The following is a 13,350-nucleotide window of genomic DNA, read 5'->3' on the forward strand; positions in this document are numbered from 1 at the left end:
ACGGCCCCCAATGATCGAATGGACCAGGGGGCCGTTATATCTAAGAACGTTTCTGTCAGTTTGCTCAGTTATGTGCGTACTTGCCGGGCACCTTGCTGCCCGGTTCCGCCGTCAGCTCATCTTCATCGGTGATTTCCGGAACCGGCAGGCTGGTCGCCACGCCCCAGTAGTAGCAGACCAGCGAAACGATCACTGCCAGGATCATATCCATTGGTGAGCCAATGGCATTGATGCCGCCAAAGGTGCCGAGATAAGAGACAACCAGGATCAGCAGGTAATAGGCCAGCAGCCACCAGGCGCACTTCAGGTCACGCGCTGAGTTTTCGTTTTTCTTACCGGAGACCGCATAGCCAATCCATGCCAGCACCAGAATCGGGATCAGGATGATATTCACTGACCAGCCGCTCCAGTAAATCAGCAGGGTACTGGCCACGAACGCCAGCGGGCTGAGAATGGCCGCCACCGGCAGGCGGAACGGGCGGGCCATCCCCGGCAGGTGGCGGCGGAAAGCACCAAGGCTGATCGGGCCGGGCATGTAGGTGAAAACGGTAGCGGAAGTCACGGCGCCAATCAGCCCGCCCCACACCTGAAACTCAGAAGGCAGCGTCCAGGCAATCGACAGGATCAGCGACAGCCACAGTGCGCCACGCGGCACGCCGGATTTGGCATCAACTTCACCGAAGATTTTGAACAGATGGCCGTTACGCGCCCAGGCAAACAGCACGCGGCTGGCGCCGGCCAGGTAGATGTTGCCCGTACCGGCGGGGGAAATCACCGCATCCACCAGGATCAGATTAATCAGCCAGGTGATCCCCAGGCTGCGTGCCAGGTCGGCATACGGCGACTGGAAGACTTTCTTCAGGCCGTCCCAGCCGTTAGCCGACAACGCCTCAGAAGGCACCGCGCCCATAAAGGCATACTGCAGGGCAATGTAGATCACAAAACTGACGGCGATGGCGATGAAGATTGCCAGCGGCACGTTGCGCTGCGGGTTTTTGGCTTCGCTGGCGAAGTCGACCGCCTGTCGAAAGCCGAGATAAGCAAACACGATGCCTGCACCGGTCAGCGAGGTGAAGATGCCGTGCGCGCCGCCCGGAGGTGGTGGTGGGACATCCAGGTTTGCGCCGTTGAAGTAGAGAAACAGCGTGACGATAGTCAGCAAGGGCACCACAAATTTAAAGGTGGTGACGATGGTATTCACCCGGCCAAAGAAGCTGACGCTCCAGTAGTTCAGCAGGAAGAAGCCCACCAGCAGCAGGATCTGCACCGCAAAGCCGAGCGTGGTCGGGCTGCCGTCGGCATTGCTGACCGCAGGCCACCAGTACTGGGCGTACTGGCGCACGGCTTCAACTTCCACGCCAGCGGTACTGGTGTAGGCCAGCAGGGAGCTGACGCCAATCACAAACCCGACCACGTTGCCGTGTGAGAAGTTAGGGTAACGCACAAAGCCGCCAGCACGCGGAATGGCGGCCGACAGCTCAGCAAAGACCAGACCGATCAACAGCACGATAATTGCGCCGAGGATCCATGCCCAGCCCGTTTGCGCCCCGGCGTAGCCTGAGCTGGTCAGCGCTGCGTACAGCCAGCCGGAACCGATCATCGAACCGATCCCCAGCAGGCTGAGATCGACCAGCCCTAATTTTTGTTTAAATGCACCCTTAGCCATAAGAACCTCATGTTGTGATGTCGTGGCGTATTTATTGGTTAAGCCATTCTGATGTGGTGTTGCGGTAAAAAGGGGTAAAAGCATATTACATGCCAGAAAAAAATAACCGTCCGGCCGTAATTAAATATCCGCAGCAGGAGGGTGAAATATAAGGAGGTTTGTGGCTTGACTAAGCGTTTATTCTGGAGGGGAAATAGTAATGAAGTTATTGATTGTTCACCTGCAGTGCGGTGTGCACTCCGATGATCCATTATTTAATAAATATAATGGAAACTTACAAAATGATATAATTGCGTCGCCCGGTAATAAGAATTAATTATTGCCGGGCGTGATGGCTTTTATTCAGACATGATGCTGGCAGCTAATTGTGCACTGTCAGGGGTATTACCAATCAATTCGGTCAACAGGTTATTCACGCCGTCACTCATCGCGGTGAAATGAGTCTGGGAAGAACGGGTCACCACGATAAACACGCCAACACTGTACTGCGGCACCATCGCCATATAGGTGATAAAGCCCCCACCGCCACCGGTTTTCTGGATAATGCCGGGGCGTCCGCCCTGCGGAGCCATATAAACCCAGCCCATGCCCAGCGCCGAGGCTTTGCCCGGAACGTCCATGCCATCCACTTTAGTCAGCTGGTTACGCTGATAAATCATGGTCTGGATCCGGTCAGCCTGCGGCGAGCGCGCATGAACATCCGACGAAAGGAACTGCTGCATCCAGCGGCCCATGTCGTCCGGTGTGGAGTAGATACCGCCGCTGCCAATGGCTGCCAGCGTGTTCGTGCACGGGCTGGCACCTTTCTCGGCCACCATCAGCCGTGAGCACTGATCGGGTGAAGGGGTGAACGTGGTGTCCTTCATCCCCAGCGGGCGGGTAATCTCACGCTGTAGCAGGGTGGGATAAGGCACACCGGCTGCACGCGACAGGGCATCGCCAAGCAAATCGAAGCCCAGATTAGAATAGGCTGCCTGAGTGCCGGGCGCGGCTTTCAGGCGGGCGGTTTCAATCCAGTTCCAGCGCTGGTTCGCGGTCGGCCAGACAAACACCGGACGGTGAGGTTTACCGCCGGGTTGCTCACGGGGCAGGCCGCTGGTGTGGGTTGCCAGGTTGATCAGGCGAATGGTCTGTCCGGCATAGTCCGGCACGCTGCTGCCACGCGGAGCGTATTTACTCAGGGGGTCATTCAGCTGCACCACACCTTCTTCAGACAGCTTCACCAGCAGCTCGCTGGTCATCAGCTTGGTCAGCGAGGCGATACGGATCACCGAGTCCTTTTGCGGCCGGACGCGGCTGCCGGGACGCACCGAACCCTGGCTGGCAAACACGCGCTGATTGGCGTCAATCGCCACCATCGCCATACCGGTCGCTTTGGTGTTGTAGAAGATATTCTGGGCGTAGCGGTCAACAATCTGAGACGCCAGCAGGGGATCGGGGGCGACCTGGGCCGCCATTCCGTCAAGCGGAAGGGCAGCAACAAACAGCGCCAGCAAACGGTGAACAAAGGGTTTCAACGTGCGTGTATCCATCAGATTGAACAGAAAAGTACCCGTATAGTAATCTGTTTTTAACTGGCGTAAAAAGACGTCATCTGACTTTTTTTGGCGCTAAAGCATGTCTTGCAACAGGCCCCGCTTCGCTTGAGGGGCGGAATCCCTTCCGCCTGAAGATCACCAGGCCAGAGCGCGGCCTTCGTTCTGCTGCTGGTCGTCGACCTTAAACACGCTGATGGCCTGCGACAGCTGCACCGCCTGTTCCTGCAGTGACTGGGCTGCCGCTGCGGACTCATTCACCAGCGCGGCGTTCTGCTGGGTCACCTGGTCCATCTGGGTGATGGCCATGTTGATTTCATCAATGCCGGTACTCTGCTCGTTACTGGCAATAGAGATTTCGGCCATGATAGCGGTCACGCTGTTAACGCTGGCGAGCACTTCATCCATGGTGGTTCCGGCAATGGCAACCTGCTTGCCGCCTTCATCCACTCTGGCGACAGAATCTTCAATCAGCTGGGCAATCTCTTTCGCCGCAGAGGCAGAACGTTGTGCCAGGCTGCGCACTTCAGAGGCCACCACGGCAAAGCCACGGCCCTGCTCACCGGCACGGGCGGCTTCAACTGCGGCGTTTAGCGCCAGGATATTCGTCTGGAAGGCGATGCCATCGATCACGCTGATGATATCAACAATCTTTTTCGACGAGCCGTTGATCATGTCCATCGTGCTGACAACCTGCTTCACGGCTGCGCCGCTCTGCACGGCCACTTTTGAAGCCTGAGCCGCCAGTTCGTTAGCCTGACGGGCGTTATCGGCATTCTGCTTCACGGTGGAGGTCATCTGTTCCATCGCCGCAGCGGTCTCTTCCAGCGAGCTGGCCTGCTGTTCGGTACGGGACGAAAGGTCCATGTTACCGGCAGAAATTTCGCTGGAAGCATTGGTGATCAGATGCGTGCCTGAGCGAACTTCGGTAACGATACTCAGCAGGTTGTCGTTCATGTTCTTCAGCGCCTGCATCAGCTGACCGGTTTCGTCAGATGAAGTGACGTGAATGGCCGTACGCAGATCGCCAGACGCAACGTTCTCGGCGATAGTCACCGCTTCACGAAGTGGGCGGACAATGGAGCGGGTCAGTAAGAAGCCAAGTACAATGGCAGCCAGTACTGCGAGGAAGGAGAAGATCAGCGTGATCTGGATAGCGGTTGACCCATCAGAAAGCGCCTTCGCCCCTTCAGCCTGCATCTGCTGAGACTGGGAGTTAGCAAACTGAGCGACCAGATCCAGATAGGCCTTCTGCGAAGGCGTCATCTTTAACAGCGCAAATTCGGCGGCCGTATCAGCATTTCCCGATTTGATCAGCTCGATCAGCTGCGACTTGGCGTTCTCAAAAACCTGCGCCGCGTCTTTCACTGCCTGAATTTTCTTGATCCCTACCGGGGTGGTCTGAATTTTAGCGATTTCAGCAACGGTCTTGTCCGTTCTTTGCGTTGCTTCCGCCAGCTGGTCAAAACGCTTGACGTTTCTCTCCGGGCGGGTGGTGTCAATCACCATGCCGCGTAAATATTTAATCTGGTCATTAACGCCGTCGCGTGCGTCAAATGACAATCTGACTTTGATGTAGCGGTCGTTGATAATGCTTTCAACGGCCCTGTTAATATTCCCTGTTTTGATAATTGCCGTGATACTGACAATGATCATCAGCAGGATGACCAGACCAAAAGCTGCGCCGAGGCGCACGCCGACTCTCATATTCTTCACAGATGCCATCGTGTTTATTTCCTTGCCGGTAGATAGAAATTCACTCTGAATTCAAGGGTGAGTAATTTTTATGCCCTCAGAGGCTATTTAAATCGGCAATGGTCAAAAAAACTTGATGTATATCTCACTTTTTTACGCGATTAGTTGATTACTGTGCCGGATCCACCTTCAGGTTTACCAGGCCGATACCCAACTTGCGGGCGGCGAAACCGTCAATGGAACCGTCCGCCGTCTCTTCCGGGGTGGGTGCATGGATCTCGATGGTCCGTGCCTGGCCTGGGTTGCTGAAATGCAGTTTAACCGTGCTGTCGGTGGTTCCGAGGTTGAACTGCCGGCTCACTTCACCCACTTTCACCGTGAACGGATGCTGGCTGTTAGCGCCATACGCCCGCGCCGTCAGCGTCAGATCAAACTCTGCTGGCAGAGGTTCCAGATACTGGATACTGACTTCCGGCAGCAGATTGGCATCTGACCAGCGCCCGCCCCACGGCTCGATAAATGACAATCCGGTCACTTTCAGCACCTGTTTTGGCAGGCCGGGCAGGGCAAACAGAATGCTGTCAGCAGTGTATTTCAGATCGTCATCGGCTACCCGCAGCTGGGTGACGGTGCGTTGATACTGTTCATCACTCTTATCGATTTGCTTGAAAGTCACGTGGCCGGACGTCGCGCCGGGTTTAACCTGTTCAATGACCGGTGCCGAATTCAGCGTGCCGTTGGCGACGCAGAGATCGGTATTCAGTTCCAGCTTCTGGTCCCAGACATCGCCCATTTTGAAGCAGCGGTCAATCCATACAAATTTCTCATCCGGCGCAAAGCGTGAAAGCTGCTGTTTTAATGGCGCGGCAAGGTAAACATCAAACTTAGGCTCGATCTTATTCGGCGTTACCGACAGCAGCAGCGGCAGTTTGAAATGCACGCCGGAGAAACTGAAGGTATTTTTTGCCGTGTCGATCCTGTAGTCCGAGATCGCTTTCGGGAAGTTCCACAGCTTGATCACGTCCGGCTTCCACTCGTTAACTTTCTCTTTGATATTCAGATAGGTGGCCGCCATTGAGGTCGAGGAGAGGCTGCTGCGGCCAAGGCCGATAAAGTTATCGCCGCCCATCGCATCCAGCACGGTGGCTCCGTTATCCAGCGTGCTGCGCTTCACCGGGATCACTTTGCTGGTCACGTCATCGCCGCGCACCATAAAGAACAGGTCGCTGCGGTCATGCTGGTTCAGGTATTTCCAGGCGGTATTGTTCATTGCCAGATGATCGGAGCTGACCACGATAATGGTGTTACGGAAGTAAGGCGTGGCCTGAATACGCTGGATCAGCCGGGCGATATGCTCCTGACTGCAGGCCACTGCAGCAAAGGATTTGTTCGGTTTGCCTTCGAAGGGATACGCCTTGCGTTCGCAGCTGCGGGAGATAAAACCGTCCGGATGGTGGGTATCCACAGTCAGCGCAAACAGCGAAAACGGGCGGTTTTGCTTTGCCAGTTCCAGATACTTGTCAAACACCACATCCAGCAGCGTGTCGTCATACCAGCCCCAGTCGTTGCGGTAATTTGGGTCTTTCACCACGTTTTTCAGCTCGTTAAAGCCATACAGATGATCTGGCTCGAAGCCATGCGAGGACAGAAACAGATCCTTCCCGGCAAAGCTCAGGCTGGCTCCCTGGTAGAAGTAGTTCTGATAGCCGGATGATTTCAGGATGTCGCCAAGGCAAACGTTCTGCGGGTAAAACGTCGACAACGAGCTGGAAGCATTGCCGTCAAAGGGCGCAAACAGGGGAATACCACACTGCGAAGCCACCATCCCGGCAATGGTATATTCGGTGCCGGGCAACTGCCCGGTATTGCTGAAATCGAGCGAGTTATCTTTGATTTTACTCAGTTCAGGCGCAAGGTCCGGGAAGGCTTTCTGATCGAAATAGGTGCGTTCCAGACTCTCGGCATAGATATAAACCAGGTTAGGCTTGTTTCCGCCAATCTGTCTGGTCGGGACTTTATAATGGCTGTAGAAATCGGTATTGCCTTTTCCCACCTGCGATTTGATCAGGCTGGCAACCTGCTGATAAGCGGGGGTGGTTTTGACCGAGGCTGCGGCCAGCACAACCGCCAGCAGACTGTAGAGGATACTGTAGTGATGGTTTTTGCGCAGGCGTAAAATCCAGGCGAGGAGACCAAACAGCACCACCAGAGCAAGGATCAGGCCGATGCCTGGCAGGATATATTTCCCGACCCCGGCACCGCTCAGGCTGCTGGTGATGGTGTAAATAACCGCGTCATTAATCCCTTCGCCGGTAAAATAATTACTCGCCAGCATTGAGGCGTTTAAAATAATGTAGACGCCGAGGAACAGCAAAATTGCTGAAAACCATAGTCTGTTTCTTCCCGCCTTCCATGTGTAAAGCACTACCGATGCGATGAAAAGTGTCAGTGAAAGTAATTCTGAAACCATTGGCTGTCTTTTATCCTCAAATGGCACATCCCTGGCCGATAGTGGCGATGTCAGTGGTCTGACGTGACGTCAGCGGATCAATTTAGCGTAGCGAATTATCTCTGGCAATCCCGCGGCGGGACAGGTGTGGCGGGAGATTGCGGGGTATTATTACATTCCGTTTACGGTTTGTTTAATTTAATGTTAAGGCCACATTGCCCGTCCTTACGTGTTCCTGTGAGGAGAAACGAAAAGCGGGGTTAAATTCGCGGAAATTAGCGCGAAACTGGCGGGGATGTTGGTTTCGCTGATTTGGATTGTTAAATTAAATTAACGCTTTCCTGACGGTGTTCTGCCGGGATCTTGTTGCCGGAATTCAGATTTACATCACGTTATTCTCGTTCAGTTCTTCGTGCCAGAGCGTGTCCATCGCCTGTTCCAGCTTTTTAAACAGCCGGTAGCGCGGTTGGTGAAAAGCCTGGCGCTGTGGGTCGGGCAGCAGGCGATGCGGGTTGAGTTTGACGGCCTGCGCTACGCCTGCGGCAAGATTGGGCCAGATGCCCACGCCAACGCCTGCGCAAATTGCGGCTCCCAGCGCGCCAGTTTCCTTGCATTCCGTTATCTGAATGGGAATGCCCAACACATCGGCAAACATCTGCGGCCAGATGCAACTGCGGGCTGCACCGCCAGACAGCGTGGCGGCGGCAAAAGGTAACCCGGCAGCCCGCAGGCGATCGATGTGCGCACGATGGGCGAAAGTGACCCCTTCGAACAGCGCAAACAGCATATCGGCGCGGGTGTGCCAGCCGCTCAACCCGTAGAAGCCTGCTTTGGCGGGTTCTTCTTTACGCCCGGAGTAAAGGTAGGGATGGTAAAGCGGCAGATGGGTCTGCGGCACAACGTGCGCCACCAGGTCGCTGCTTTGCTCGGCTCCGGTGCCGCTGCGCCCGTCAGCAAATTCACGCACAAACCAGTCAAGATTGGTCGCTGAAGTGGCGCTGGCTTCGATAGCCATATATCGGTCGCGCTCGATCAGTGAATTCATAAAGACCGGGCGGAGATAGTCCGGGCTGGCGACCACCACCTGATTGATGCTCCAGGTTCCGGCCACTATTGATGCTTCCCCGACGGAAACCACGCCGGACCCCACCGCGCTGGCAACCACGTCGAAAATACCGGCCACCACAGGGATCCCGGCTGGCAAACCGGTTAAACGGGCGGCCTGTGGAGTCACGTAACCGGCCACCTCACTGGATTCATGCAGGGAAGGCAGAAGAGGGCGCGCGTCCTGCAGATCGTAAAGCGCCAGCAGCGCATCACTGTAGCCACGTACCGAGTGGCCGATTAACCCGGCTCCGGCCGCATCGGAATAGTCCGCGCTGACTTCGCCGCTGAGAAAGTGGGCGATCACATCCTTGGCGCACAGCACATGGCCGATGCGCTGGTAACGCTGAGGATCGTGGCGCTTCAGCCAGCTCAGTAACACCGGCGTGGAGCTGGCCCACACTTTCTGCAGCGAGCGTGAATAGATTGCCGTAGCCCGTCCGGACTGTTCCAGTTCGTGCACCAGCTCAAGCGCGCGGCTGTCCACTGACTGAATACCGATCAGCGGCCGCTGCTGGCGATCCAGCGCGTACAGGCCATTGCCGTGACCGGCTGCCCCCACGGCAATCACCTGCGCATCCGGGAACTGAGCCAGACAGGCTTTAATCGCGGTGGTCACGCCCTGCCAGACTTCAGTCACCGGCCGCTCGGCATAGCCTGGCTGTGGCTGGTGGGTCTCTCCCGCGCAGCTGGCAACGGCGCGCACGCTGCCATCCAGATCGAACAGCACCGCCTTGATCATGGTGTTTCCGGCATCAATACCCAGTAGCTGGCTCATCAACTGCTTCCTTGTGCGTTATTCCGCCTGCTCGTACAGCGCCAGCGCCTGTTGCCCGCTGGCTCCCTGATGGATAATTGCCATCAGCGCTTTCACTACCCGTGCCGGGTTGTCGTGCTGATACACATTGCGGCCATATACCATGCCCGAAGCGCCCTGCGCCATCAGCGCCGCGCTTTTATTCAGCACCGCCCCCAGTTCGCCTTTGCCACCGCCGCGCACCAGCGTCGGGCAGCGGGCAGCTTCCACCACGCGGTAAAAGTCCTCCACGTTTTCGGTCGGGTCGACTTTGATGATGTCTGCCCCCAGCTCACGGGCCAGCCTGACCAGCGGCACCATTTTTTCCACCTCGCCCAGTGAACCATAAGCGGCACCCTGTCCGGCAGGGGCCATCACCAGCGGTTCGATCATCAGCGGCATCCCGTAACGTTCACAGGCATGGCGCAGGCGGCCAATGTTCTCAACGCACATGCGGAAAATGCCCGGCTCATCAGGGATCATGTAGAGGTTTACCACCACGGCTGCCGCATCCATCTGCAATGCAGCCAGGATCGGTTCATCGGGGTTGTGCAGTACGGCCCACATTTCACTGTGGCGTGCGGCGTTATAGGCGTTACCCACATCAGTGCGTAACACCAGCGCGGGTTTGTGGCGTTGAGCCTGCTGTTGCAGCAGATCAGCCTGGCCGTAGTTGACCTGAATGGCGTCCGGCTGGGCGGCGACCAGGTTGTGCATCACCTGACGGATATCTTCCAGCCCGGTTAAAAAATCTGGCTCGTTGGCGATACCATGGTCGATGGCAACGTCGAGACATTTTCCGTGATTAAACAGGCGGTTGAGTCTTACTTTCTGACTGGCTGACATGGCGGGATTCCTTGTTGACGGCCACCGGGGAAAGCCTGCCCAGCCCGTGCTGGCTGGCAAGGCGCGAGAGGGTTTCGGTCATATGTTGCTGTCGTCGTTCGGCAGGCCAGCCAAGTTCGTCAGCCAGCAGCCCGGCGATTTCATCAATCAGCAACGGGGTGAGCAGGCCGCCGATGGCCAGCGGCGTGCGGCGGACCAGCAGATCTTCCAGCAACTGTACCTGCTCATGGCGGATCAGGTAGCGCAGTTCATTCTGCGACCAGTCCGGGTTGGCGTGCAGGGCACGATCGGGCTGACTGCGCATAAAGCGCATCATCGGCTGAGCGCGGGTGCCATAGCGGGAAACCAGCTGTTCGACGCGGGTGGGGGAGAAGCTGTATTCGTGGCTGAGCGTTTTGATCCATTCGGGTTTACGCGCGGCGCTGGGGAAGTTACGCCCACCGCCAATCGGCAGATCCGTGGTGCTGACTTTTCGGCTTCGCCCCAGCAGCTTTAGCACCCGGTCAGCGGCTTGTTCGCCGAATTTGCGGAAGGTGGTCCATTTACCGCCTACCAGGCACAGCGTGGTGAAATCCCGCTCTGCGGTCGGCGGCAACAGCGCCAGTGAGTGGTTGCGCGAGATTTTACCATTGCTTGCAGCTTCGCTGGCGGGCAGCGGGCGCACACCACAGAAGGTATACAGCACGTCTTCGTCACTGAGCGTCAGGTGGGGAAAGACAAATTTCAACGACTCCAGAATGTAGCGCTGCTCTTCTGCTTCACAAACCACGTTATCCGGGTCATCTACCCGGATGTCGGTTGAGCCAACCAGTACGTTGCCGAACCACGGAAACATAATGCAGACGCGGCCTTCCTGGTTCTCGTAATAGATCATTTCGCCGTCGAGCATTTTCAACAGCTCCGGGCTTTTCAGGATCAGGTGCGATCCTTTGGTGCCGCCGATCAGCTGATGTTCTGGCCGCCGCGGGCTGAGCCTGCCGTTAAGGCGATCGATCCACGCGCCGGTAGCGTTCACCACCACGTGGGCTTTCAGGCTGAACTCTTCGCCACTAATGGCATCGCGCAGGGTGAGGATCTCGCCGTCTCCGCTCTCCACGCTGACATAATTCAGCGCCAGAGCGGTCGGGTTGGCGCGCTCAGTATCATCAATCAGCTCAAAGCCCAGCCGTTCAGGTGCTGCAATCCATGCGTCGTAGTATGCGGCGCTGCATTTCACCCAGTCGGCCAGCCCGGGCCAGCGTTGTCGGGTCTGCTGCTGGTTGTGGAGCTGATGTCTGGGCATATTGCCATAGCGCCTGGACCAGGTGTCATACAACGTCAGGCCGGTTTTGATCACCAGCGCGCCGCGCCGTCCCGGTTTTTCCGACAGGCGTAAAAAGCGTTTCCCGGCGTTAATCACACCGCCTGCCCAGCTGTCGACCGGCACCGTGGTGCGCAGAGGAGCTACGTAGTGAGGGGCGTTTTTCAGCAAGCGGTCGCGCTCCTGTACCGACTCTTTGACCAGCGCGAACTCGCCGGTTTCCAGGTAGCGCAGGCCACCATGGATCATGCGTGAAAGCGCGCCGCTGGCAGCCTGACACCAGTCGCCTTTCTCCACTAACACCACCGGTATGCCCTGCAGAGCCAGCTCGCGGAAGGTGCTGATGCCATTGATCCCACCGCCGACAATCAGCACTGGCGTGCGATCTGTCTGGCGAAGTCGGGCCACTCTTTCCTCGCGGTTTTCCGGTCTGATGTTCTCAGATGCCATGCTGTTCTCCTTTGCGCCTGCTCCTGTCAGGTATAGCCAGGCAAGCGGAGAAGGCCACTTTTCTGTTGCAAAACTGTTAACTAAAACGAGATCGGCAGAAGGGGAAGAGAAAAACATTGCGGAAAATCAATCGTCAGATGTCATCCGCATGACTTAATGCAAATTCGGCACGTAATGCTAATAATCGTGTGTTTTTGCTTCAAATGACATATTTACTTAATGATTTCGTCAAGAAAACCGCACGAAATGGTCATGCAAATGCACATTCTGTCATACTTCCCGCGCTACTATCTCCCCCGCGAAAAATATTGCAATTCTTCACAGGGATACAAAATGTTAACAAATATGCGCGTTTTATCCCGGGCCATTGGTCTGGGGTTGTTGGTGGGCAGCGCCTCTTTTGCTGCACACGCAGAAGTGACGTTACTGAAAGCCGATCCTCAGGCAGGCGACCCGCTCAGCCGCCTGACTTTTAAAGTGGGTGGTAGTATTCGTCCACAGTTCAACAACATGACCGGTGGCAGCGATAACGGCTCCTACAAACGTAACGGTTTCGATGGCGGTACCCGTTTCCGCTTCTCTGCTGACTACTATCTGTTTGATGACATCAGCTGGGTTAACTACTACGAACTGGGCGTGAACATTCCTGCCCTGTTCGACTGGGATAACCACTACGCCGATGGCGCGAATAACACCACCCGCCGCCAGCTGTATACCGGGCTGAAAAGTAAAACCTGGGGTCAGCTGACTTACGGTCAGCAAAACAGCATCTACTACGATGTGGTTGGCGCGAAAACGGATATCTGGGATTACGATATGCTGGCCCAGGCGCCGGGCAACGGCATCAACGGCGACTACGATGGGTCTTACCGATCACGTAAGATGCTGAAGTACAAAAATACCTTCGGTAATGCCGATGTGTATGCCTCTTACCTGTTCGAAGATAACGATTACCTGCCGGGTAACGGCCTGCGCTACAAGCGTAAAGGTGGCGGCTCTCTGGGTGTTGATTATCATCTGGCGAAGGATCTGACCTGGGGTACCGCCTGGAACTACACCCGTGCCGATATGCGTAATCCCGGCACTGATGATTCCAAAACCTGGAACCAGAATATCTACGGCACGGCTCTGAGCTGGAAGCCGGATCGGTGGACCTTCTCCTTCGGCGGCGGTTACTACCAGAACTTCCTGACCAGCAAGAAAAACAACGTGCATAACTACTTTGCCGGTGATGCATGGGGCATTGAGTACCTTGCCGGTTACACCATTCCGGTTGGGCAGTATGCGCTGAAGTCAGTAATGCCATACTTTATGGGTGACCGCCTTGAGTACGTTAACGATCGCAATTATCAGCGCATCGATAACGGCGTGGGTGTGACCTTCCAGCTGGATTATGGCTTCCGTGTTGACTATGAGCACGTCTTCACTTCCAGCACCGACAACCTGGGTGATATGAACCTGGTGCGTCTGCGCTACGATTTCTGATGCTCTGCGTTCCCCGCTCAGGTG

8 protein-coding genes are annotated in these 13,350 nt (G+C 56.2%); 1 reads left to right on the top strand and 7 read right to left on the bottom strand.

Translation table 11 applies throughout. From position 1 onward, the window contains the following. Positions 1-64: 64 nt before the first annotated feature. The 7 genes from GSQ70_RS08625 to GSQ70_RS08655 all read right to left on the bottom strand — a co-directional run bounded on the left by GSQ70_RS08625 (position 65) and on the right by GSQ70_RS08655 (position 11,841). Positions 65-1,666, bottom strand: coding sequence for an APC family permease (locus tag GSQ70_RS08625; RefSeq protein WP_158782166.1), 1,602 nt, complete (start codon positions 1,664-1,666; stop codon positions 65-67). 338 nt (positions 1,667-2,004) lie between these two features. Continuing rightward, the gene (ampH, locus tag GSQ70_RS08630) at positions 2,005-3,198 is read right to left on the bottom strand and encodes a D-alanyl-D-alanine-carboxypeptidase/endopeptidase AmpH (RefSeq protein WP_158782167.1); all 1,194 of its coding nucleotides are present in this window, start codon (positions 3,196-3,198) and stop codon (positions 2,005-2,007) included. A 141-nt stretch (positions 3,199-3,339) separates the two neighbouring features. After that, entirely contained in the window at positions 3,340-4,926 is a 1,587-nt protein-coding gene (locus GSQ70_RS08635; protein ID WP_158782168.1) for a methyl-accepting chemotaxis protein, read from the bottom strand. A 139-nt stretch (positions 4,927-5,065) separates the two neighbouring features. After that, on the bottom strand, positions 5,066-7,366 hold the full coding sequence (opgB, locus tag GSQ70_RS08640) for a phosphatidylglycerol--membrane-oligosaccharide glycerophosphotransferase (RefSeq protein ID WP_158782169.1): 2,301 nt from the start codon (positions 7,364-7,366) through the stop codon (positions 5,066-5,068). A gap of 361 nt (positions 7,367-7,727) precedes the next feature. Next, positions 7,728-9,227, bottom strand: coding sequence for an FGGY-family carbohydrate kinase (locus GSQ70_RS08645; RefSeq protein ID WP_158782170.1), 1,500 nt, complete (start codon positions 9,225-9,227; stop codon positions 7,728-7,730). An 18-nt stretch (positions 9,228-9,245) separates the two neighbouring features. Beyond that, positions 9,246-10,091 (bottom strand): class I fructose-bisphosphate aldolase, encoded by an 846-nt coding sequence (locus GSQ70_RS08650; RefSeq protein ID WP_158782171.1) that lies wholly within the window; start codon positions 10,089-10,091, stop codon positions 9,246-9,248. Continuing rightward, entirely contained in the window at positions 10,051-11,841 is a 1,791-nt protein-coding gene (locus tag GSQ70_RS08655; protein WP_158782172.1) for a glycerol-3-phosphate dehydrogenase/oxidase, read from the bottom strand. Before GSQ70_RS08655 ends, GSQ70_RS08650 begins: the two co-directional genes overlap by 41 nt. Positions 11,842-12,186: 345 nt before the next feature. Between GSQ70_RS08655 and GSQ70_RS08660 the strand changes: the two genes are divergently transcribed. Further along, complete coding sequence (locus GSQ70_RS08660) at positions 12,187-13,326, top strand: porin (protein ID WP_370521107.1); 1,140 nt, start codon at positions 12,187-12,189, stop codon at positions 13,324-13,326. Positions 13,327-13,350 lie beyond the last annotated feature (24 nt).

The sequence above is a fragment of the Pantoea sp. BAV 3049 genome (assembly GCF_009765445.1).
Classification (GTDB): domain Bacteria; phylum Pseudomonadota; class Gammaproteobacteria; order Enterobacterales; family Enterobacteriaceae; genus Erwinia.

Excerpts from the sequence above, each read along its gene's own strand:
- ampH (WP_158782167.1), bottom strand. The coding sequence starts at position 3,198 with ATGGATACACGCACGTTGAAACCCTTTGTTCACCGTTTGCTGGCGCTG.
- opgB (WP_158782169.1), bottom strand. The coding sequence starts at position 7,366 with ATGGTTTCAGAATTACTTTCACTGACACTTTTCATCGCATCGGTAGTG.
- GSQ70_RS08660 (WP_370521107.1), top strand. The coding sequence starts at position 12,187 with ATGCGCGTTTTATCCCGGGCCATTGGTCTGGGGTTGTTGGTGGGCAGC.
- GSQ70_RS08625 (WP_158782166.1), bottom strand. The coding sequence starts at position 1,666 with ATGGCTAAGGGTGCATTTAAACAAAAATTAGGGCTGGTCGATCTCAGC.
- GSQ70_RS08645 (WP_158782170.1), bottom strand. The coding sequence starts at position 9,227 with ATGAGCCAGCTACTGGGTATTGATGCCGGAAACACCATGATCAAGGCG.
- GSQ70_RS08650 (WP_158782171.1), bottom strand. The coding sequence starts at position 10,091 with ATGTCAGCCAGTCAGAAAGTAAGACTCAACCGCCTGTTTAATCACGGA.
- GSQ70_RS08655 (WP_158782172.1), bottom strand. The coding sequence starts at position 11,841 with ATGGCATCTGAGAACATCAGACCGGAAAACCGCGAGGAAAGAGTGGCC.
- GSQ70_RS08635 (WP_158782168.1), bottom strand. The coding sequence starts at position 4,926 with ATGGCATCTGTGAAGAATATGAGAGTCGGCGTGCGCCTCGGCGCAGCT.